General features: G+C 65.4%; 17 protein-coding genes. 9 read left to right on the top strand and 8 right to left on the bottom strand.

Going from position 1 to position 22,389, the window contains the following annotated elements; genetic code table 11:
• The first annotated feature begins 1 nt into the window (after position 1).
• From FAZ98_RS25260 to FAZ98_RS25270, 3 genes are all read left to right on the top strand, one after another.
• Positions 2-616 carry a fumarate hydratase C-terminal domain-containing protein gene (locus FAZ98_RS25260; RefSeq protein ID WP_158955181.1) on the top strand — a complete coding sequence of 205 codons (615 nt, stop codon included), beginning with the start codon at positions 2-4 and terminating at the stop codon, positions 614-616.
• Complete coding sequence (locus FAZ98_RS25265; protein WP_158955183.1) at positions 613-2,340, top strand: L-aspartate oxidase; 1,728 nt, start codon at positions 613-615, stop codon at positions 2,338-2,340. Before FAZ98_RS25260 ends, FAZ98_RS25265 begins: the two co-directional genes overlap by 4 nt.
• 115 nt (positions 2,341-2,455) lie before the next feature.
• The gene (locus tag FAZ98_RS25270; RefSeq protein ID WP_158955185.1) at positions 2,456-3,451 is read left to right on the top strand and encodes a Bug family tripartite tricarboxylate transporter substrate binding protein; all 996 of its coding nucleotides are present in this window, start codon (positions 2,456-2,458) and stop codon (positions 3,449-3,451) included.
• 177 nt (positions 3,452-3,628) lie between these two features.
• On the opposite strand, the gene FAZ98_RS25275 is transcribed toward FAZ98_RS25270, so the two are convergent.
• The 3 genes from FAZ98_RS25275 to FAZ98_RS25285 all read right to left on the bottom strand — a co-directional run bounded on the left by FAZ98_RS25275 (position 3,629) and on the right by FAZ98_RS25285 (position 5,964).
• The gene (locus tag FAZ98_RS25275) at positions 3,629-3,790 is read right to left on the bottom strand and encodes a hypothetical protein (RefSeq protein WP_158955187.1); all 162 of its coding nucleotides are present in this window, start codon (positions 3,788-3,790) and stop codon (positions 3,629-3,631) included.
• 180 nt (positions 3,791-3,970) lie between these two features.
• Positions 3,971-5,530 (bottom strand): tripartite tricarboxylate transporter permease, encoded by a 1,560-nt coding sequence (locus tag FAZ98_RS25280; RefSeq protein WP_158955189.1) that lies wholly within the window; start codon positions 5,528-5,530, stop codon positions 3,971-3,973.
• Positions 5,531-5,538: 8 nt separating this feature from the next.
• Positions 5,539-5,964, bottom strand: a complete 426-nt coding sequence (locus tag FAZ98_RS25285; RefSeq protein WP_158956510.1) for a tripartite tricarboxylate transporter TctB family protein — start codon at positions 5,962-5,964, stop codon at positions 5,539-5,541.
• Between the two features lie 484 nt (positions 5,965-6,448).
• Between FAZ98_RS25285 and FAZ98_RS25290 the strand changes: the two genes are divergently transcribed.
• The 5 genes from FAZ98_RS25290 to FAZ98_RS25310 all read left to right on the top strand — a co-directional run bounded on the left by FAZ98_RS25290 (position 6,449) and on the right by FAZ98_RS25310 (position 13,618).
• A complete protein-coding gene (locus tag FAZ98_RS25290; RefSeq protein WP_158955191.1) occupies positions 6,449-8,101 on the top strand; it encodes a thiamine pyrophosphate-binding protein in 1,653 nt (550 codons plus the stop codon).
• Positions 8,102-8,302: 201 nt separating this feature from the next.
• Positions 8,303-11,239 carry a molybdopterin oxidoreductase family protein gene (locus tag FAZ98_RS25295; protein WP_158955193.1) on the top strand — a complete coding sequence of 979 codons (2,937 nt, stop codon included), beginning with the start codon at positions 8,303-8,305 and terminating at the stop codon, positions 11,237-11,239.
• Between the two features lie 15 nt (positions 11,240-11,254).
• Positions 11,255-11,989, top strand: coding sequence for a 4Fe-4S dicluster domain-containing protein (locus FAZ98_RS25300; RefSeq protein WP_158955195.1), 735 nt, complete (start codon positions 11,255-11,257; stop codon positions 11,987-11,989).
• Between the two features lie 44 nt (positions 11,990-12,033).
• Entirely contained in the window at positions 12,034-12,987 is a 954-nt protein-coding gene (locus FAZ98_RS25305) for a dimethyl sulfoxide reductase anchor subunit family protein (protein ID WP_158955198.1), read from the top strand.
• Between the two features lie 184 nt (positions 12,988-13,171).
• Positions 13,172-13,618, top strand: coding sequence for a hypothetical protein (locus FAZ98_RS25310; RefSeq protein WP_158955200.1), 447 nt, complete (start codon positions 13,172-13,174; stop codon positions 13,616-13,618).
• Between the two features lie 128 nt (positions 13,619-13,746).
• Here the strand turns inward: FAZ98_RS25310 and FAZ98_RS25315 are convergent, their stop codons facing one another.
• The 4 genes from FAZ98_RS25315 to FAZ98_RS25330 all read right to left on the bottom strand — a co-directional run bounded on the left by FAZ98_RS25315 (position 13,747) and on the right by FAZ98_RS25330 (position 19,002).
• Positions 13,747-14,811: an alpha/beta hydrolase gene (locus FAZ98_RS25315; RefSeq protein WP_158955202.1), complete on the bottom strand. Its 1,065-nt coding sequence runs from the start codon at positions 14,809-14,811 to the stop codon at positions 13,747-13,749.
• A 5-nt stretch (positions 14,812-14,816) separates the two neighbouring features.
• Complete coding sequence (locus FAZ98_RS25320) at positions 14,817-17,261, bottom strand: TonB-dependent siderophore receptor (RefSeq protein WP_158955204.1); 2,445 nt, start codon at positions 17,259-17,261, stop codon at positions 14,817-14,819.
• Between the two features lie 87 nt (positions 17,262-17,348).
• Positions 17,349-18,437 carry a FecR family protein gene (locus FAZ98_RS25325; RefSeq protein ID WP_158955206.1) on the bottom strand — a complete coding sequence of 363 codons (1,089 nt, stop codon included), beginning with the start codon at positions 18,435-18,437 and terminating at the stop codon, positions 17,349-17,351.
• Between the two features lie 19 nt (positions 18,438-18,456).
• Entirely contained in the window at positions 18,457-19,002 is a 546-nt protein-coding gene (locus FAZ98_RS25330; protein ID WP_267904869.1) for an RNA polymerase sigma factor, read from the bottom strand.
• Positions 19,003-19,311: 309 nt separating this feature from the next.
• Here FAZ98_RS25330 and FAZ98_RS25335 point away from each other — a divergent pair, with 309 nt between their 5' ends.
• On the top strand, positions 19,312-21,393 hold the full coding sequence (locus FAZ98_RS25335; protein ID WP_158955210.1) for a putative bifunctional diguanylate cyclase/phosphodiesterase: 2,082 nt from the start codon (positions 19,312-19,314) through the stop codon (positions 21,391-21,393).
• Positions 21,394-21,459: 66 nt separating this feature from the next.
• Here the strand turns inward: FAZ98_RS25335 and FAZ98_RS25340 are convergent, their stop codons facing one another.
• The gene (locus tag FAZ98_RS25340; RefSeq protein ID WP_158955212.1) at positions 21,460-22,344 is read right to left on the bottom strand and encodes a LysR family transcriptional regulator; all 885 of its coding nucleotides are present in this window, start codon (positions 22,342-22,344) and stop codon (positions 21,460-21,462) included.
• Between the last annotated feature and the right edge of the window lie 45 nt (positions 22,345-22,389).

The raw sequence follows: 22,389 nt of genomic DNA on the forward strand, positions 1-22,389 counted from the left end.
TATGGCTCACTTCGACCTCTCTACGCCTGTCGACGAGTCGCAGATTCGCAAGCTGCGAGTGAACGACACGGTGACCTTGCACCGGACGCTGTTCGGCATTCGCGACGCGACGCAGATCCATCTCTTCGACAAGGGCCGCACGACGGCCTTCGATCTTCGCGGGCACGCCGTGATTCACACCGCGCCGAACGTGCGCAAGGTGACGCCGAGCGAAGCGTTCCCCGCGGGCTACGAGCCCATCTGCATCGGCACCACCACCTCGGACCGCATGGAGCGATTCACGCGGCCGCTGATGCAGCAATACGGCGTGCGCATGATCGTGGGAAAGGGCGGCTTGCGGGAAGCCTCGAAGTCGGCGTTCGAGGAACTGGGCGGCGTCTACCTCGCGATCATCGGCGGCACGGCGGCGCTCGAAACCACGTGGATCGAGCAGATCGAGGCCGTCGATCTCGACGATCTGAATCCCGAGTCGCTGTGGCAATTCCGTATCAATGCCTTCGGTCCCTTGCTCGTCGCCATGGACAGCCATGGCGCGAGCCTCTACGACGCGGTGAAAAGCGATACCGCAGCGCGCCGTGCCGCCGTGCTCGAAAGCCTGGGAGTGCCGGCGAAATGACGATCGAGCGCGTGCAGACGGATATCCTGATCCTGGGGTCGGGCGGCGCGGGTCTCTTCGCCGCGCTTCATGCGCACAAGGCGGCGCCCGAACTCTCGATCACGGTCGCGGTGAAAGGGCTGCTCGGCAAATGCGGCTGCACGCGCATGGTGCAGGGCGGCTACAACGTGGCTCTCGCGCCCGGCGATTCGGTCGAGCGCCACTTCATGGACACGATCGAAGGGAGTAAGTGGCTGTCGAACCAGGATCTCGCCTGGGCGCTGGTGAGCACGGCGGTCGAGCGCGTTCGCGAACTCGAAAACGAACTCGGCTGTTTTTTCGATCGCAACCCGGACGGCTCGATTCACCAGAAAGCGTTCGCGGGCCAGACCTTCGATCGAACGGTGCACAAGGGCGACCTGACCGGCATCGAGATCATCAACCGCTTGTCCGAACAGGTGTGGAGCCGCGGCATTCATCGCCTGGAGGAACATCGCGCGATCGAACTGATCCCCACCGCCGACGGCGCGCAGCTGGCCGGCGTGCTCATGATCGACATGCGTACGGGCAAGTTCGTTTTCGTACAGGCGCGCGCGGTGCTGCTCGCCACCGGCGGCGGCCCCACGATGTACAAGTTTCATACGCCGTCGGGCGACAAGAGCTGCGATGGGCTGGCGATGGCACTGCGCGCCGGTCTCACGCTGCGCGACATGGAAATGGTCCAGTTTCATCCAACCGGTTTGCTCGCCGGCAATCACACGCGCATGACGGGCACGGTGCTCGAAGAGGGCCTGCGCGGCGCCGGCGGCTGGTTGTTGAACGGAGCGAAAGACCGCTTCATGGAGCACTACGACAAGCGCGGCGAACGCGCGACGCGCGACATCGTCTCGCGCGGCATTTACGCGGAAATGCGCGCGGGTCGCACCTCGCCGAACGGCGGCGTCTACATCCAGATGAATCATCTCGGCCCGGACAAGGTCCGCAAGCAGTTCAAGGGCATGGTGGAGCGTTGCGCCGACTGCGGGTTCGATCTCGCTGGCGGCCTGGTCGAAGTCGTGCCCACCGCGCACTACATGATGGGCGGCGTCATGTTCGACACCGACTGCCGTACCGCGTTGCATGGCTTGTTCGCCGCGGGCGAAGACACGGGCGGCGTGCACGGCGCCAACCGGCTGGGCGGCAACGGCGTGGCGAATTCCACCGTATTTGGCGGCATCGCCGGCGACAGCATGGCGAAGTGGGTGGTCGCGCACGGTCAGTTCCGTGAGCCCGATGCGCACGCCATTCACCATGCGATCGAAGAGGCGGAAGCGCCGTTTTCGAAAACCGGAGCCGGTCTGGAGGACATTCGCGAAGCGCTCTACGACTGCATGTGGAAGCACGTGGGCATCATTCGCGACCGCGACGGGCTGCTGCGCGCGCGCACGGTGCTGGGCGAACTCGCGCGGCGCTTGCAGGAGACGGGCGTGGTGGACGGCGACCGTGCATTCAACGCGCAGTGGCACGACTGGTTGAACCTGAGAAACCTGATTGCGGTGAGTCAGATCATTACCGAGGCGGCGCTCTCCCGCGAGAACTCGCGCGGCGCGCATTTTCGCGAAGACTTTCCCGAAGCCGGCGCACTGGAAACCTCCGCGTTCACGACCATTCGCCAGCGCAACGGCGAAGTCGTGATCGAGCAGGAGCCCGTAACCTTCAGCCGGGTACGGCCGGGAGAGACGATCCTCACCGAACAGATGGCGTAGTAAGGCGTGTCGAGGTCGACACGCGGTTGCGCGAAGCGCCTCGTGGCGCAGTTCAAGCCGTTCTGCTGCGAGTCGTTCCCGTGCCGAATCCATGATTTCAAACGGAGACAACGCAATGACCCCCACATTCGTTCGCACGGTCCGGCGCGGACTCGTGCTCGCCGCCGCGCTGGCCGCGGTGTTGCAGGCGCCATCGATCGCCAGCGCGGAAGACGCCTGGCCTTCCCAGCCGATCCGGCTCATCGTGCCGTTCTCGGCAGGCGGTTCGACCGACGTGCTGGCGCGCGCGCTTGGCCAGGGTTTGGGAACGCTGTGGAAACAGTCGGTGGTGGTCGACAATCGTCCCGGTGCGGGCGGCATGATCGCCGCCGAGGTCGAGGCCAAGTCGGCGCCCGACGGCTACACGTTGATGCTGGCTTCGGGCAGCATGTTCACCGTCAATCAGTACATCTACAAGAAGCTTCCTTACACGGCCAAGGACTTCAGCTATATCACCACGGTCGCGAGTAATCCCATGGTCGTGGCCGTCGCGCCTTCGCTGCCCATCCAGAATCTGCAGCAACTGATCTCATACGGCAAAACGCAGCATCCGAAGCTGAATTTCGGCTCGGCCGGTATCGGCAGCCAGGTGCATATGGCCGACGAAGCCTTTGCCGGAGCGGCGGGCATTCCCATGGTTCACGTGCCGTACAAAGGCGAAGTGCTGGCGTTGAACGACCTGATGGCGGACCGCGTCCAGGTGGTGTTGCCGAACATTGCCGCGGCCGTGCCGTTCATGAAGGGCAAGACGATCAAGGTGCTGGCGGTGACCGGCGACCATCGGTCCAGCGCGTGGCCCGATATTCCCACGGTGAGCGAAGCGGGCTTGCCTGGTTTCAACGTGACGGGCTGGTTCGCGCTCGTGGCGCCGGCCGGCACGCCGGCGAACGTCATCAACAAGATTCAGCAGGACACCGTGAAGGTGCTGGCCCAGCCTGAGACGCGTCAACGGCTGGCTGTGCTCGGCATGGACCCGGTGGGCGACACGCCCCAGCAACTCCAAAGCAAAATTGCGACGGAATCGGCGAAATGGCAAAAGATCGTGAGTTCCAGCCATATCAGCGCGAATTGAAACTTCGCCCTGAAGCCATAACCATTCGAAAAGAAAGAGAAGGCTTCGATCTCGCGCTTTGAGTATCGATTGCTCAGAAGAAAAAAGCCCGCCGGATACCGGATCCTGGCGGGCTTTTTATTGAGCGAGTGAGTTTGGGGTAAGCGAAATTTAAGGTCCGCAACAAGCTCGAAGCAGTCACTCGAATCGGCATGCCGTGGTGCGTTGCTCGACCGCCGCTTTCAGGTCGCTGACGTCGTCGTGCAATTCGAGCATCCAGCGTGCGGCGGACGCGAGCTGGCGTTGAATGCGTTGGAAAGAGTCGGAGGAAGTACGAACGGGAGAAGAAGGGGTATTCACGAGAACTCGGGTTATCCGTTAAGTAGTAACCCGTATTGTACGCGCGTTGCAGTGCAGCGGCACTTGGAGCAATAGAAACTATGGTCTGATTACAACGATCGTTGGGAATCCGAATCGCGCCAGGAAAATGAAAACCGCCCGGCACATGCGTCGCCGGGCGGTTGCTTTTCCTGCCCCTTTTTAATCGCTGGTCGTACTGGGCATTTCGGCGTGCGCATTGTTCTTGGCGACGCGTGGAGTCTTGTTCGCGCGACGGCGGTTTCGTTGCGCGGAGAGCGTGACCATCACCACGAGCAACAGGGAAGCCGCGAGGAATCCGCAGCTGATTGGCCGGTCGATGAAGATCGACATGTTGCCGTGCGAGATGAGTAGCGCGCGGCGAAAGTTCTCTTCGATCATCGGTCCGAGCACGAAGCCGAGCAGAATGGGCGCAACGGAAAAACCCAGATAACTGAACACCGTACCGATCAAGCCGAATGCCAGCACTTGCCACACTTCGAAGAGACTGTTCTGGGTGCTGAATACGCCCACGGCAATAAAGAACATCGCGGAAGGATAGAGATAGCGATACGGCAGCTTCAGCAATTTGATCCACATGCCGATCATTGGAACATTCAGCAGCACGAGAAGAATATTGCCGATCCAGAAACTCGCAATGAGTCCCCAGAAGATATCGGGGTGCTCCGAAATCAATTGCGGGCCGGGCGTAATGCCCTGAATGATGAGCGCGCCCAGGATCAGCGCCATCACCGGATCGCCGGGGATGCCGAGACTCATCGTCGGGATGAAGTCCACCTGGGTTTTCGAATGCGACGAGGCCTCGGGCGCGGCCACGCCGGCGATCATGCCGGTTCCGAATGCTTCGGGGTGCCTGGAAAGTTTTCGCTCCAGCGCATAGGCCACGAACGTGGTGATGGTCGGGCCGGTGCCCGGCATGGCGCCGAATAGCGCGCCCACGGCGGTGCCCCGCGTCATCGGCCAGAACGTGGCTTTGAGTTCCGCGCGCGTGGGCCGCATGTCCTTGAGGCGCACATCGAGCGACTTGTTCGAGACCTGCATGCGGTTGACGTTGCAGAGGAAGTCGGCCACGCCGAACAGCCCCATGGCGATGGCGACCAGTTCGAGCCCGTCGTTCATGTCGGTCAGGCCGAACGTGAAGCGGAACGTGCCCGTATTGACGTCGGTGCCGGCCATCCCGCACAGCAAGCCGAACAACGTCATGGCAATGCCTTTGAGCGCCGAGCCGCGCGACATCGTCGAGCCCGCCAGCAGACCCAGCAGCATGACGGAGAAAATCTCCGCCGGGCCGAACTTGAACGCCATGGCCGTGAGCAAAGGCGAAGCGAAGATCATCAGGACGATGCCCGTCGAAGCCGCGAAGAACGAACTCAGCATGGTGATGCCGAGCGCCGCGCCGCCGCGGCCGGCCTTGGCCATGGGGTAACCGTCGAGGCAGGTGATCGCGTGCGGCGGGTGCGACGGCAGATTGAGCAGAATGGCACCGATCGCGCCGCCGTATTGCGAGCCGTAGAAAATGCCGGCGAGCATGAGGATCGCGGGAACGGGATGCATGACGTAGGTCAGCGGCAACAGGATGGAGATCGCCGACAACGCCCCCATGCCGGGCAGCACGCCCACCATGTTGCCCACGAGGACGCCAAAGAACGACCACATGAGGTTGGTGCCCTGAAGCGCAACCGAGAAGCCGTAAAAGAGGTCGTGCAAGGATTGTTCGATCATGTTGCTCACTATCCCCAGGCGAATGGCGCCAACTGAAGTTTTAGCGCCCATGAGAAGACAACGAGGGCGATCGCGCACATGACGATCGACAACGCGGCCGCGCGAAACACCGTGTTGGTTCGATCGCCGAGTGCCGAAATGAATACGATCGCGAAGGTGGCGGGAATCAGCCCGCCGTACTTGCCGATGAGGATGAACGCCAGCGTGCCGGCGATGATGCACACGGCGCCGCGCAGATCGGGCAGTCGCGCATGCGCGTCGCCGGGATTCGATGCGGCTTTGGGCAGGTCTTTGGCCGCGAGCGCGATCAGGATGCCGACGACAGCCAGCAGCGCGCCCACGGCCACGGGAAAGAATCCCGCGCCCATGCTCGTCAACGTTCCGACGTCATAGGACAAACCGGCGTACACCGCGCTCACGCCGATCACGACCATCAACGCGCCCGCGTAGTAATCCTTGCTGAACGAGAGTCTGAGATTCAACGCATACCTCCGCCGCGTGGGCGATTGGCATCCGCAGCGCAACCGGGCGCATGAGAACTGGACAGCGAGGTCCGGCAGCGCTGCCCGGCCGCATGGGAACGGGAGGAAACCCGCACTACGAATCGAAAGGGGTCGCGTGACCGATGTGCACGAACGGCTGGCCGCCGCGTTGCCTTCACATCACAGTCATACAACTCATCTGTATGAGTTGAATGTAGTGTGTTAGCCTTCAATTTGCCATCAGGGAAAACATGGGTGCGAGTTTTTGCTCGTCCCTACGTCTCGCGCGAACGACCGAGACGTGGAAGCCAAGCCGAAGAGAAGCTTTCGTTCACGTCAAGAATTACTGACTTTTCGCGGTGGGCGATGACGCGAATAATCCACTCGCCATGATCCAATCGCAGCATTCAATACGTTCTCAACAGGAGATATCGCCATGTCGGATGCACGCCGCGGCGCGGACGCGCTGGTCAACGCACTGTCGAAAGCGGGGGTGAAGCACATCTTCACGCTATCGGGCAATCACATCATGCCCGTGTTCGACGCGTGTATTGGCGCGGGAATCGAGTTGTTCCATACGCGGCACGAGGCGGCGGCGGTGCACATGGCCGACGCCTACGCGCGCCTGACGGGCAACGTGGGCGTGGCGCTGGTCACCGGCGGCCCGGGCCACGCGAACGCGGTTTCGGCGCTCTATACGGCGCAGATGGCGGAGTCGCCGGTGTTGCTGCTGAGCGGGCATGCGCCGCACAACCAGTTGGGCATGGGCGCGTTTCAGGAAATGCGCCAGGCCGATGTGGCGGCGCCGCTCGTGAAGCTCGCGATGACCGCGCAGCATGCTCACACGCTCGTCGACGAGGTGATTCACGCCATGCGCACCGCGCGGTCGGGGCGACCCGGCCCCGTTCATCTGAGCCTGCCGGTGGACGTGCTGGAAGCCGACGCGTTCGTGCCCGAAGAAGTCAGCGCCGAGCGCTTTCTGCCGGCCGTGCAGCCGCTCGACGCTGCCATCGCCACGCGTTTCGCCGCGAGCCTGGCGCAGGCTTCGCGGCCGTTGATACTGGTCGGCCCCGCGTGCATGGGGCAGGCAGGACGCGCGCACACCGAAGCGCTCGCGGCCGCCTCCGGTATTCCCGTGATCGGCATGGAAAGTCCCCGCGGCATCAACGATCCGGCACTGGGGGCGTTCGCCGAAGTGCTGGCTAAAGCCGACTGCGTGATGCTGCTCGGCAAGCGCATGGATTTCACCCTGGCGTTCGGTCAATCGCCCGCGTTCTCGCCCGACTGCCGCTTCGTGCAGATCGATCCGGAAGCGCAGGAGATCGCCCGCACGCGACGCGCCGTGGGGCAGCGTTTGATCGGCAGCGCCGTCGCGGACAGTTTCCCTGCGCTCGACGCCCTTGCCGTTGCGTGCCGGGCCAGCGGGCACCGCTGCGACGAGCGCTGGACGCGCGACGTGCAGGCCGCCGTCGCGTGGCGGCCGGAGCAATGGGGCAAGGCGTCGTCGTCGATGGAGAAGCGCGTGCATCCGGTCCAGGCGCTCGCGCCGTTCCAGGCGTGGCTCGACAGTCACCCCGACGCGGTGTTGATCTCCGACGGTGGCGAGTTCGGCCAATGGGCGCAAGCCTGCCTGCACGCGCCGCATCGCGTGATCAACGGCGTGGCGGGCGCGATCGGCGCGGCGCTGCCGTTCGCCGTGGCGGCGCGCGTCGTGCATCCGGATGCGCCTATCGTCGCCGTGATGGGCGACGGCACCTTCGGCTTTCATTCGGCGGAAATGGACACCGCCGTGCGCTACGGGCTGCCGTTCGTGGCGGTCGTGGGCAACGACGCGCGCTGGAACGCCGAGTATCAGATTCAGTTGCGCAGCTACGGCGCGGAGCGCTTGATCGGTTGCGAGTTGCTGCCCGCGCGCTACGATCGCGTCACGGAAGCGTTCGGCGGCGTCGGTGCGTTCGTCGAGCATCCCGAAGCGCTTCAGGACGCCATCGAACAGGCGCACGCGGCGCAACGCGCGAAGCAGCCCGCTTGCGTGAATATCATGATCGAAGGGTTGGCGGCGCCGTCGTTCAAGAACCGGACCGCGTGATCGGGAACTCGTGCTCGAGCTTTCGAGTACCCAACGGCGCGGTGGGTTCGGGCGCTGGCGCACCCGCGCGGTGCAGGTATCGCGCGCGCCGATGATTCAGATCGCCAATTGCGAGTTTTCTTATGGGCGGCACGTCAATAGGATGTTCGCTATCGGCATGAAGCTCGTGCCGCTCGCCTCGCACGCGCATTGGGAGGAGTCATGGAACATACGCCCCGCACCCAGAATGAAAAGCTCGAAGTCAAAACGACGACCTGCTACATGTGCGCGTGCCGATGCGGGATTCGCGTGCATCTGCGTGATGGCGAAGTGCGCTATATCGACGGCAATCCGGAGCATCCGCTCAATCAGGGCGTGATTTGCGCGAAAGGCTCGTCGGGCATCATGAAGCAGTATTCGCCCGCGCGCCTCACGCAACCGCTCATGCGCAAGCCGGACGCGTTGCGAGGGACAGCGCAGTTCGAGCCGGTTTCGTGGGACGTCGCGTTCGAGGTGCTGGAAAAGCGGCTCGCGCATCTGCGCGCGACCGACCCGAAGCGGTTCGCGCTGTTCACCGGCCGCGACCAGATGCAGGCGTTGACCGGGCTCTTCGCCAAACAGTTCGGCACGCCTAACTATGCGGCGCATGGCGGCTTTTGCTCGGTCAACATGGCCGCGGGCATGATCTATACGATGGGCGGTTCGTTCTGGGAATTCGGCGGCCCCGATCTCGATCGCGCGAAGCTCTTCTTCATGATCGGCACGGCCGAAGATCATCATTCGAATCCGCTCAAGATCGCAATCTCGAAGTTCAAGCGCGCGGGCGGCCGCTTCATCGCGATCAATCCCGTGCGCACGGGGTATGCGGCCATCGCCGACGAATGGGTGCCGATCCGTCCGGGCACCGACGGCGCGCTGTTCATGGCGCTGATGCACGAGTTGATCGAACACGGCGCTTACGACCGCGAGTTCGTCGAGCGCTACACGAATGCGGGCGAACTGCTCGACATGCGCGAAGACAGCGACACCTACGGTTTGTTCGTGCGCGACGAACACACGCCGGAACGCAACGCGCTGTTCCCGCAAAATCATCTCTGGTGGGACCCCGTCGGCCAGAAGGCCGTGCTGCACCATACGCCGGGCGTGCGCCCCGCGCTCGAAGGGCGCTATACGCTGGCGGACGGCACGGCCGTCGTGCCTTCGTTTGCCCTGTTGCGCGAGCAGGTGGCGACGTGTACGCCCGAGTGGGCGGCGGAGATCACCGGCATTCCGGCCGAAACGATCCGGCGTCTCGCGCGCGAAATGGCCGACGTCGCGCGCGATCAGAAGATCACGTTGCCGATTCCCTGGACCGACTCGTGGGGCGAAACGCACGCCAGCGTGACGGGCGCGCCCATTGCCTTTCATGCGATGCGCGGACTCGCGGGCCATTCGAACGGTTTCCAGACCATCCGCGCGCTGGCGGTGCTGATGTCGTTGCTGGGCACGATCGACCGGCCCGGCGGCTTCCGGCACAAGTCGCCGTACCCGCGCGCGGTGCCGCCCTCGGCCAAACCGCCCAATTGCCCCGACGACGTGAAGCCCAACACGCCGCTCGCGAACGGGCCGCTCGGCTGGCCCGCCGGTCCCGAGGATCTGTTCATCCACGATAACGGCGAACCCGTACGCATCGACAAAGCCTTCTCGTGGGAATATCCGCTCGCCGTGCACGGCCTCATGCACAGCGTGATTACGAATGCCTGGCGCGGCGATCCGTATCCCATCGACACGCTGATGATCTTCATGGCCAACATGGCGTGGAATTCGTCGATGAACACGGTCGAGGTCCGCAAGATGCTCGCGGATCAGCACGAGAACGGCGAGTACAAGATTCCGTTCATCGTGGTGTGCGATGCGTTTCAGTCGGAGATGACCGCGTTCGCCGACCTGATCCTGCCCGACACGACTTACCTCGAACGGCACGATGCGATGTCGATGCTCGACCGGCCGATCTCGGAGTTCGACGGTCCGGTCGATTCGGTGCGCGTGCCGGTCGTGCCGCCCACCGGCGAGTGCAAGCCGTTCCAGGAAGTGCTCGTCGAACTGGCCGGGCGCCTGAAACTGCCGGCTTTCATGACGCCGGAAGGCACGCGCAAATACCGCGACTACCCGGACTTCATCGTCAATCATCAAACCGCGCCGGGTTCCGGCGTGGGCTTTCTGATCGGCTGGCGCGGCAAGAACGGCGACAAGGCGCTCGTGGGCGAAGCGAACCCGCGGCAATGGGAGGAATACGCGCAGCACAACTGCGTGTATCACTACACGCTGCCCGAGACGATGCAATACATGCGCAACTGCAACGGTCCTTACCTCGAGTTCGCGGTGGAGAACGGCTTTCGCAAATTCAGCGAGCCGATCGTCATCGCCCTGTACTCGGACGTGATGCAGAAGTTCCGGCTCGCCGCGCAAGGCAAGACGAAGGGCCGGCAACCGCCCGAGTCTCTGCGCGCGCGCATCGACCGGTATTTCGATCCGTTGCCGTTCTGGTACGCGCCGCTCGAACACGACAGCACCGATCACGCGCGCTTTCCGCTCGCGGCCGTCACGCAACGGCCCATGGCCATGTACCACTCGTGGGACTCGCAGAACGCCTGGTTGCGGCAGATCCACGGTGAAAATTATCTGTACATGAATCCGCGTACGGCGCGTGCCGAAGGTATCGCGGATGGCGGCTGGATCTACCTCGAATCGCAATGGGGCAAGGTGCGCTGCATGGCGCGCCATAGCGAGGCGGTCGAGCCGGGCACCGTGTGGACGTGGAACGCCATCGGCAAGTCGGCGGGCGCGTGGAATCTCGGGCCCGACGCCAACGAATCACAGCGCGGCTTTCTGCTGAACCACCTGATCGCCGACGAAATCCCGGGCCAGCACGCGAATCATGCGCGCACCTCGAACTCCGATCCGGTCACGGGACAGGCGGCATGGTACGACGTGCGGGTGCGTGTCTATCCGGCGGAGGCCAACGCGAACCACACGCTCCCGCAGTTCGCGCCCATGCCGGCGCTGCCGGGCGAACTCGGCACGGGCGCGGCGGGCTTCATTCATCGCGTCGTGCAGACCTATTTCGCCGGGCGTGGCGAGTTTGCCGCGCGTCTCGCGAAGGCGGCCAGGAGCAAGTAACCCGGAGAACACGTTATGACCCAGATGGCGCTCGTAATCGATCTGAATGTGTGCGTCGGATGCCACGCCTGCGTGACGAGTTGCAAGGAGTGGAACACCTCGGGAGAAGCGGGCAGTCTCGCCGACTTCCGTCCCTACGACGCCGACCCTTCGGGCACGTTCTTCAACCGTGTGCAGACCTTCGAAGCCGGCAAATATCCGCTGGCCGACACCATTCATTTCCCGAAATCGTGCCTGCACTGCGAGGACCCGCCCTGCGTGCCGGTGTGTCCGACCGGGGCCAGCTACAAGCGCAAGGAAGACGGCCTCGTGCTGGTCGACTACGACCGCTGTATCGGCTGCAAATACTGCGCGTGGGCGTGCCCCTACGGCGCGCGCGAGATCGACGAGGCGCGCAAGGAAATGACCAAGTGCACGCTGTGTTCGGACCGCATCTATAACGAGGCGCTGCCCGAGCGCGACCGCAAGCCCGCCTGCGTGCTTGCGTGTCCGACCTCGGCGCGCCTGTTCGGGGATATTCACGATCCCGATTCCGTCGTCTCGCAGGCGATTCGCGAGCGCGGCGGTTATCAGCTGATGCCGGAATGGGGCACGCGCCCCTCGAATCACTATTTGCCACGCCAGCCCGTGACGTCCTGCGGCGGCGGTGCGTGCTCGTGCAAGACGGCGCAAGAGCTGGAACCCGTCACGCTCGAGGCACAGCTCGAACATGGCGCGCTCAATCTGGCTTCGGTCGCCACGCGCGTTTGACGCGGCGTGCCTTTCGCGCGCGATATCGGATCACGGAGAACGGTATGAATCCGGCATTTTCTGTTGTGTTTCTCACGACACTGAGCGGCGCGGGCCAAGGTCTGCTGGTCGCGCTCGTGGGCGTCGAGCTGGCGTTGCGGCTCGGTTTTGGCGATTCGGCCGCGGTTCCGGCGCTGTTCTACGTGGCGGGCGCCGGGCTGGCGTGCGTGCTCGGCACCTTGGGGCTCGTCGCCTCGTTCTTTCATCTCGGTCACCCCGAGCGCGCGTGGCGAGCCATCGCGATGTGGCGCACGTCGTGGCTGTCACGCGAATGTCTGTGCCTTCCCGCGTTTCTCGCCTGCACCTTCGCCTACGGCCTCGCGCATCTTCTGGGCGTTTCGCAAACGCTCGCCATAGGCGGCGTGGCCGTGGCCGCCAGTGCATTGCTCTTCGTTTGCACGGGCATGATTTACGCGTGCCTGCGTTTTCTCCAGGAATGGGCGACGCCGCTCACGCTCGTCAATTTCGTGCTGCTCGGTTGCGCGTCGGGTTTTACGCTCGCGACGGCTTGCGCCGCCGGGTTGGCGCCGCACGTGGCCGCGCCGCTGGCGGTTTGCGCGTGCGTGTTGACGCTGGCCGGTTGCGCTTCCCGTTCCGCCTCGCTCATGCGCAATGGCCGGTTGCGCCCGAAGTCGACGGTTCAATCCGCAACGGGCATTCGCGCGCCACGGGTGGAGCAGAAGTCGCGCGGATTCACGGCCGGTGCCTTCAATCTGCGCGAATTCTTTCACGGCAAGACGCAGCAAACGCTCGACCGCATCCGGTGGCTGTTCCTGATCGCGGCATTTCTCGCGCCGCTGTGTCTCGTGACGCTCGGCGGTGTCATGCAGTCCGTTGGCGCCTCGTTAGCGCTGTTTTGCGTGGCGGCCGTCGTTCAGTATGCGGGGCTGGTTGCGGAACGCTGGTACTTTTTCGCCGAGGCGCGGCATCCGCAGAATCTTTATTATCAGCGGTCGTAGCGGTGCGCTTAAGCACGGTAGCGAGGCGCGCGGGCGTTCACATCGCGCCGCCGCCCGCTTTCGGCGAGGCTAGGCGCCGTGGCACGAACGGCCCGGGTCGGCGCAGGACGACGGCAGGTGCGGTACTCTCCACGGGCCGTGCGGCTTAACCCGACCGTTATCCACCCACCCAAGGACCCCGACCATGAATGGCGATCTTCACCGCGAGTACGCGCGCCAGCGCCTGTTGTTCTTCGTCGCGCAGGATGTCGATGACGAGATCGCCGCAGCGGTGAAACAGACGGTCCACGATCTCGCGGCGGCGACGTGGCTGCTCGCGCCGCCCGTCTTCGTGGATCGTGTGGACGACGCGCGCAGCACTAGCGTAGACACCGAGGATCGCACGGTGGGCGGCGCGCTCGAGATTCTCGGCACGGCGGCCAACACGCTGCCGAAAGACCTCGACGCCGCCACGTTCGCGGACGTCGATCGCGTCGTGCAGGCGGTCCGGGCGTTGTCGGCGCAATGGTCGCTCGAAGTGGAGTTCGAGCTGGACGGCGCCTGCGTGGGCGCGATCGAGGACGGCGTGCTCGACCGGAGCCTCGCCGAAGGGCTGCTCGGCGAATGGCGCCGGCACCTCGAACGCGCGTGATTGCGGCCGCTCTCGCGCCGAAGTTCGCGGAAGCCACCACCGCGATCGGCGCCGGGCGAGAAGATCGCGCCGCTGTCCGGCAGGCGCCGGGCGCCGGGCGCCGGGCTACGGGCGCCGGGCTACGGGCATTACCGCTCGGGCCGTTTCACGTCCACCGTCTCGGGCGCCGCTGCCAGTGCAACGGCCTCGCTGATCGCCGCGGGCAAGTACGAAACATGATTCTGGCCGGCGTAGACCTGGAGATCGACGTCGAAGCCGAGCGCGGGCGCCTGGTTCACGACCTGCGCGAAGGTGCGTGCGTTGTCGAGCATGGCCGCGTGCGTCACGCGTTCGATGCGGGCGGCCGACGCATCGGCGGCGAGTCGCTGTTCGTCACCGCCCAGGCGGATGGCGAGCGCAACGGCGGGGCGTCCGGTCGCGCGCGCGGTCGCGGCGCGTGCGTCCGCTTTCACCTGTGCCACTAGCTCAGCACCGCTCCACCACAGCGACGGACTGGCCGCCATATAGCGCGAGTACGCACCGGGGTGAGAAAGCGCATCGTGCAAGACGAGGAAGCCGCCGAGCGAATGCCCGAACAGCATCTTGCGCGCAGGCGAGCGACCGGTGCGCTGCGCGATGGCCGCTGGCAGGCGTTCGTTGAGCAGGGCCTCGAAGGCTGGCGCGCCGCCCGTCGCGAGCGGTACGCCGCGCGCGTCGCGCGGCACGCCCCAGCCGTCGGGCGAGGGCGTGGTGTAGTCGCGAAAGCGCTGTGACTCGTCGAACAACGTGTCGTTATTGGCGGCAATGGCGGCGATCATCACCGGCCCGATCACACGTTGCTGAAGGCGCGCGGCGCTCACGGCGAGCGCGAACGTCGCGTTGCCGTCGAGCAGGACCAGCAGCGGTGGCGCGGCGTCTTGCGTGGCGGCGCGACGCGTTTCGCCAGGGGCTTGCGGTGGCTCACGCGCGGCCGGCGCGGCGCGCGGGAGATACAGCCAGATCCGATAACGCAGCCCTTCCGCGCCGCTTTCGATCACGAACGATTGCGTGTCGGGCAACAACGCGCGTGGCCACGCGGCCGATGCGGGATTGTCGTCGACGACCGGCGGCACGCTCGACGCCAACGGTGCTTGCGCGTGGGCGCCAGTCGCGGCGCTCGCGGCGCAGAACGCCGCGCACGCCCCCATCGCAAGGTATCGCTTTGTCTTGAGCATGCGGGTCACCATTGATATCGCGCCGTGCCGATCACCTCGCGTCGCACGCCCCAGAAGCATTGCGTGCTGCTCGCGCAGGCGGCCACGTATTGACGGTCGAAGAGGTTCGAGGCGTTCACGGCAAAGCGCCAGTTGCGCAGGTCGTAGTGCAACGCGAGATCGACCAGCGTGTAGGAGCCCACCTTGAACGAGTCGTCGGCCGCGCCATAGCTACTGCCGATATACCGGATGCCCGCGCCCATCCCGAGGCCCTTGAGCGTGCCGCGATGCAGCGTGTAGTCGGCCCACAGCGAGGCCGTTTGCTTCGGTACCGCGGCCGGCGTGTGGCCGAGCGACGTGTCGTTGGCGCTGGCGACCCACGCGCTCGTGTAGCTGTATGCGGCGATCAGCGAGAGATCGCGCGTGACGTTGAGATGCGTTTCGACCTCCACGCCGCGACTGCGCACGGCGCCGGTTTGCACGCGATAGCTCGCGTTGTTCGGGGCGGGCGTCGAGACGTTGTTCTGATCGAGGTCGTAGAGCGAGAGCGTCGTGAAGCTCGTCGTGCCCGGCATCTGATACTTGAGCCCGACTTCGAACTGCCGTCCCGTGGAAGGCTTGAGCGGGCTGCCGCTCGCCGTCGTGCCCGACGTCACGGGCTGGAACGAGCGCGAGAAACTCGCGAACGGCGAGACGCCGTTGTCGAACGCGTAGAGCACGCCCGCGCGCCACGTGAACGCGCGATCGAACTGATAGGACGAAGTGTGTTTCACGTATTCGTTCGCGCTCGTCGAAGCGTAGTCCTCACGCGCGCCCAGCACGAACGACCATTTGCCGAGCGTCATCTGGTCCTGCGCATAGAGGCCCAGATCGTCGGTGCGCTGGCGCGTGTAGCTCGCGAGTGCGGGCATCGCGAGCGTCTGACCATAGACCGGCGCGGCGATGTCGAGCGCGGGCGCCTTGCCCGAGGCGAGACGGCGGTCCGCCATCGTCATCTGATAGTCGAGGCCCATGAGCACCGCGTGGCGCACGGCACCGGTCTGGAAGTCGGCTTGCGCCTGGGTGTCGGTCGAGAACGCGTCCAGGTGTTCGAGCGAAGCCGTCGTCAGCCGGTTCAGATAGCGATTCGCGCTGCTGGTGTAGCCGCTCGAATAGACCGTCTGGTAGTCGCTCCACATGTGCATGTAGCGCGTGTTCTGGCGCACGGTCCAGGTGTCGTTGAAGCGGTGCGTGAACGCGTAGCCGAGCGTGGTCTGCTCGCGCCGGAAATGGTCGTAGTCCGGTTCGCCGTCGTTGAAGCCCGTGCCGATCTGTCCGTTCGGGTTGTACGACACCGTGCCGTAACGGGGCAAAAAGCCGTAGTAGCCGTTGTTCGGGTCGTACTGGTAACTGGCGAGCAGCGTGAGTTCCGTGTTGGCGTCGGGGCGCAGCGTGAGCGAGGGCGCCACGTAAATGCGCTGCTCCTTCGTGCCATTGACCTGCGTGTCGTTGTCGCGCGCGAGACCGACGAAGCGATACAGCACGCGTTTGTCGGCATCGAGCGCGCCGCCCAGATCGAAGGCGCCTTCCCAGCGATCGTGCGTACCCGCGCCCAGCATCACCTCGTTGACGTGGTCCGCTTCGGGCCGCTTGCTTTCGAGCACCACCACGCCACCGGGATTCGCCTGACCGTAGAGTATCGAACTGGGACCGCGCAGAACCTCGATTCTCTGGAGTCCGTATTGTTCGATTTGCGGCACGGCGTACGAGAGCCCGCGTCCGAGATTGAGCCCGTCGAGAAAGCTCACGTACACCGCGTTGCCGCCGAAGCCGCCGAACCCGCGCATCTGCAGGCTGTCGTAGCGGTCGCCGATACCGCGCGTTTCCGGCACGATGCCAGCCGAGTAGCGCAACGCCTGCGCGACGGACTGCACGTTCTGCTCGTCCATCTGTTGACGCTCGATCACGGAAACCGACTGCGGCGTGCGCGTGAGCGGCACGTTCGACTTGAGCGCCGCGCTCGCCACGGTCGGGTCGTTCTGCTCGCTCACGAGCCGGTCGGTGACTTTCACCGCAGGCAGTTCGCGTCCCGCGCCGCCGAGGTCGGCGGGCGCCGGTTCGGGTTCGAGCAGGAAGGCGGCATTCTGGCCGCGCACGGCTCGCAGGCCGGTGCCGCGCAACAGTTCGGCGAGGGCGCTGGCGGGGTCGGCGCGACCCGAGAAGCCCGCGCTGTGCCGGCCGCTCACGAGTGCGCTTGCGTAGACGATCTGAATGCCGCTCGCTTCGGCAAATTGATTGAGTGCGCTGTCGAGCCCGGCGGGCGCGATGTGATACTCGCGCGCCGGTGTGCCCTGCGCCGTGTCCGGCGGCGTCGCCGTGGGCGCGATGGTTTGCGAATGGGCGGGCAATGCGGCGAAGAGGGCCGAAAGGGCAAAGAGGGCCGTGACCGCGGTGCAGATGGCGAGCGGCCGGAAAGAAGCGTGTGTCGACAACGAAATTCCCCGTTTTGTGAGCGATTGGGGGAATAGACGTGGGCGCGCCGAAAAACCGGATGTCGCTCGCGAAATTTTTTTGCGGCGTTATCGGTCCGCGGCGGAATCGGCTGCGGACAACAACACGATGCGGCCCGCGATCTGCGTCGACTGCAAGCGCAAGGTTTCGGCCAGCGTCGCGACCGCTTGAGCGGGGGCGTCCGTCGCGAAGTTGCCCGAGACGTGCAAGCTGGCGGCGCGCCCGCGCACATAGACGAGATGGCCGGGCCAGTAGCGATTGAGCGCCGCGACCACCTCGGCGAGCGGGGTATCGGCGAACACCATGCGGCCGCGCTGCCACGCGGTGGCGCTGAACAGATCGACATCGACGCGGCCGGGCGCGTGCGACGCGTCGCCGTACGCCACGCTTTGTCCCGCCGAAGCTTCGGTGCGGCCCGCCGGGTTGCGCACGGCCACGCGCCCCTGCGTCACGGTGACGAGCGCCGCCTCGCCGCGCGTCGTGCCGGTCACACGGTCGGCACCCTGCGTGGCAAGCAGCGGCGCCGTGCTGACCTGAAACGCCGTGCCGATATCCACGGTCTCGCCGCCGCCCGCCTGCACGACGAAGCGACGCGTATCGCCGTGTCTGACGTCGAAGGCGGCGCGCCCGCGCGCCAGCACGACGCGACGCTCGCTCGGCGAGTACCGCACGTCGATGGCCGAGTCGGCGTCGAGACGCACGACGCTGCCGTCGGCGAGCGCGAGGGTGCGCATCTCGCCGGGCCGGGTCGCGAAGTCGGGCGCGTGCAGCCAGAGCGCCGCGCCCAGGCCGCCCGCGATCAGCAGCGAAGCGAATGCCGCGCGCGGCCCGGTGAGGGCGAAGCGCCAGCGCGAAGGCCGCGATGAGTGGCGTCGCGGCTCGCGCGTATCAGCGGGAACGGAAGTGGGAGCGGGCGCGTGAGCGGGCGCGGGCGCGGCTTCGCGCAGCGCATCGGCGTTGCGCCACTGTTCGAGCGCGGCATCGAACCCGGCGCGGTGCTCGGCTGAGCGCGCGCACCACCGCAGGAGCCGGCTGTCGTCGCGCGCGGCCCTGCCCGCATCGATGCGAACGACCCACACCGCCGCTTCGGCACGAATGCGGCGCGTGCGCCTCGCGATCGCCACGGCGGCGGCTTCTGACGGAGAGAGATCGGGCATACCCGCTGAGTGAGAATCCTTAATCATGGTCCGGCACACGGGCGGCTTCGGGCGTCGGGCGATCGAACTCGCCCAGTCCGAGCAGCGCGCGCTTCAAATGCTTCTCGACCATGTTCCGGCTAATACCCAGCCGCGTAGCGATGGCTTCGTGTGACAGCCCCTGCACCTTGCGCAGGACGAACACCTCGCGGCAGCGGGGCGGCAAGGCGTTCACGGCCCGTTCCAGCGCGCGGGCCGTTTGCGCCGCTTCGGCGAAGCGGCTGGGGTCGTCCGGGTCGACGGCCAGTTCGGCGCAGGCGTCATTATCGTCGTCCGGCATGGCGATGTGCAGATGGGTCGTCGCACGGCTCTCGCGAAACCGGTCGATCAGCAGATTTTCGATCACGCGCACGAAAAACGCGCGGGGCTGCCGGACCTCGTCCGCGGGCAGCGAAGCGACCTTGACGAAAGCGTCGTGCACGAGATCCGAAGCCGCTTCCGTCGACTTCATGCGGCGCCGCGCGAACGCCAGCAACGTGCGGTAGTGCACGGCGAAGGCATGGGCGAGACTCGTGGAGGGCTGCACGGCGGGAACGTCGGAAACACGGCGCCGGGAGGGCGCGGTCTTTTCAGATGGCTTTCGATTTGGAAATGAGAATTATTATTGTTTGATCGAAATTGCGCAAGACCGATCGCGCGCGGGCGATGATACGAAGAAATTCAGGTAAAAAATACCTGATTCAAAAATATATTCAGTATGGAGGCTTCAGGCCAGTAACTATTGCGCCGTTACGCATGCGTATAGGATCAAAACTAAAAGCGCGCGGTCGGCCGGGCGTTCGCGACGGCGGGTGTCGACGCGAGGGAACAATTTCGAAAAAGAAAGGATTCACCGATGCTGTCCAGCACCTATAGCCAGGCCCTGGTCGCTTGCTCACTGCTCGTCGCGATCTTTGCGTCTTACACGGCGCTGGATATGGCCGGCCGGGTCGCCACCGCGCAGGGGCGGGAGCAGCACTGGTGGCGCATTGGCGGCGCGTGCGCCATGGGTCTCGGCATCTGGTCGATGCACTTCGTCGGCATGCTCGCGTTCAGCTTGCCGATTCCGCTCGGCTACGATCCGCTCATCACGGTGATGTCGCTGGTGATCGCGATCATCGCCTCGGCCTACGCGCTTTCGCTGGTCGGCGAGGCTTCGCTGCCGTGGCGCCGGCTGGTGGCGGGCGCGTTCCTCATGGGCCTCGCGATCGCCTCCATGCATTACACGGGGATGGCGGCCATGCGCATGTCGCCCGCGATTCAGTACGATCCGGGCCTGCTGCTGCTTTCCATCGTCATTGCCATTGCCGCGTCGGGCGCCGCGCTCTGGATCGCGTTCCAGCTGCGCCAGTATTCGACGCGCGTGCGCCGCTTGCGCGCCGGCGCGGCGCTCGTCATGGGCGTGGCGATCGTCGGCATGCACTACACCGGCATGGCGGCGGCGAGTTTCCCGATCGGCAGCGTCTGCCGGGCGGCGCGCGACGGCGTGAATACCGGCTGGCTCGCCGTGGTGATCCTGATCGTCACGCTCGCGGTGCTGGCGATCGCGCTGATCATCTCGGTGCTCGACCGGCGGCTCGAGTCGCGCACCGCCGTGCTGGCGCATTCGCTCGCGGAAGCCAACGAGGAATTGACCTACCTCGCGCTGCACGACGGGCTCACGAAGCTGCCGAACCGCATGCTGCTGCAGGACCGCCTGAAGCAGGCGATTCATTCGGCCAGCCGCGGCAACACGCGCTTCGCGCTGATGTTCATGGATCTCGACGGCTTCAAGGCGGTCAACGACGCTTACGGCCATCAAACCGGCGACCGTCTGCTCGTCGACGTCGCGCGGCGCATTGCGGAGAGCGTGCGCGGCGAAGACACCGTGGCGCGCGTGGGCGGCGACGAATTCGTGCTGGTCGCGAAGATCGGCGCGCCGGAAGACGCCGCCTCGATCGCGGAAAAGCTGACGACGGCCATCGAAGTGCCGTTTCAGCTGGCCAATTTGGAACTGCGGGTTTCGACCAGCATCGGCATTGCGATCTATCCCGGCGACGGCGCCAGCGAGCGCGAATTGCTGGCCAATGCCGACGCCGCGATGTATCACGCGAAGTCCACGGGCCGCAATTGCTATTGCTTCTTCGAACCCTCCATGAACGCCGACGTGCACGCGCAGATGCAGATCATTCAGGATCTGCGGCTGGCCATGGAACGCCGCGAACTCGTGCTGCACTATCAGCCGAAATTCGACGCGCCCGCAGGTCCGATCATCGGCGCGGAAGCGTTGATCCGCTGGAACCATCCCACGCGCGGGCTGGTGCCGCCCGCGCAGTTCGTGCCGTTCGCGGAGAAGTCCGGCTTGATCGTGCCGATCGGCGAATGGGTGCTCGACGAGGCGTGCCGCCAGATGCGCGAATGGTATGACGCGGGACACGTCGACTGGACGATCGCCGTGAATCTCTCGCCGCTGCAATTCGCCCACACGGGTCTGATCGAGACGGTGCGCAACGCGCTGGCGCGCCATGCGCTCAAGCCCTCCAGCCTCACGCTCGAAATCACGGAGTCGACGGCCATGGCGAACGTCGAGGTCAGCCTCGCGATTCTCCGGCAACTGCAGGAAATGGGCGTCAATATCTCGATCGACGACTTCGGCACGGGCTATTCGAGCCTGCTCTATCTGAAGCGGCTCCCGGCCACCGAGCTGAAGATCGATCGCGGCTTCGTGCGCGATCTGTCGCAGGAAACCGAGGACGCCGCGATCGTTTCGGCGATCGTCGCGCTGGGGCAGAAGCTCAACCTCAAGATCGTGGCGGAGGGTGTGGAGACCACCGAGCAGCAGGCCATGCTGACCGAACTCGGCTGCGACACGCTGCAGGGCTTCCTGCTCGGCCGGCCGATGCCGCCCACGCAGTTCCTCGAGAGCGTGGAAGCTCGCGCTTCGGCGGATTGCGAATGAAGGCGGCGGCTTGAGCCTGCTTGAGCCTGCTTGAGCCTGCTTGCGCCGGGCACGCGCTAGCCGCCGCTACGCCAGTCGCAAGTCCCACAACACGTCCAGCACGTGTTGCGTGGAGCGCTCGACGTGCCCCGCGCGATGGGCGATGCCGAGCCGCCGCCACAACGCCGGGCGCAGCGGACGCATGACGATGCGGCTGTCGGGTTCGGGCGTCGTGGCCTCGTGGGGCAACAGCGCCGCGCCATAACCGGCGGCCACCAGACTCTTGATCGCGTCGTTGTAGTTGAGCTGAATGCGCGGCGCGGGATGATGGCCCGCAGTCGCGAACCACTCCGCGGTCAGCCGCGAGAGACGCGTGGTCGCGTCATTGAGAATGAGCGGCTGGGCGGCGAGCCATTCGGGCGTCACGCGCGCCGGACAGCGCCAATGCGCCGGCACGAACGCCATCACCGGGTCGCGGCGCCAGGGCTTGATGACGAGGCCCGCCACCGGCGGCTGCGGCAACGCGACCAGCCCCACGTCCAGCGTGCCGTCCACCAGCCGCGAGAGCGTTTCCTGCGAAGTCAGCACGGCAATCTGAATGTCGATGGCGGGATGATGCTCGCGCAACACTTCCAGCGCCTGCGGCAGCAGATGCGCGATCGCACCCGTGGAGGCGCCAAGCCGCGCACGCCCTTCGAGCCCTTCCACCTGGCGTTGAATGTCGTCGAGCGCCTGCTCCGCGTCGGCCAAGAGCCGGCGTGCACGCTCCACCAGCACCGCGCCCACCGGCGTGGGTCCCACGTGCCCGCGCTTGCGCAGCAACAGCGGCGCGCCGATGCGGGCTTCGAGTTCCGCAATATGCAGGCTGACGGTGGGCGGCGCGAGGTGCAGTGCGCGCGCCGCATCGGCAAAAGAAGCCTGGTCGGCCACGGCAACCAGCGTGCGCAAACGGTCCAGGCTGATCTCTCGCATGACGGTTTCCCGATTCAGAAAAGCTGAATGTTTTGGTTGTGAAAT

The organism is Paraburkholderia acidisoli, from assembly GCF_009789675.1.
Classification (GTDB): Bacteria; Pseudomonadota; Gammaproteobacteria; order Burkholderiales; family Burkholderiaceae; genus Paraburkholderia; species Paraburkholderia acidisoli.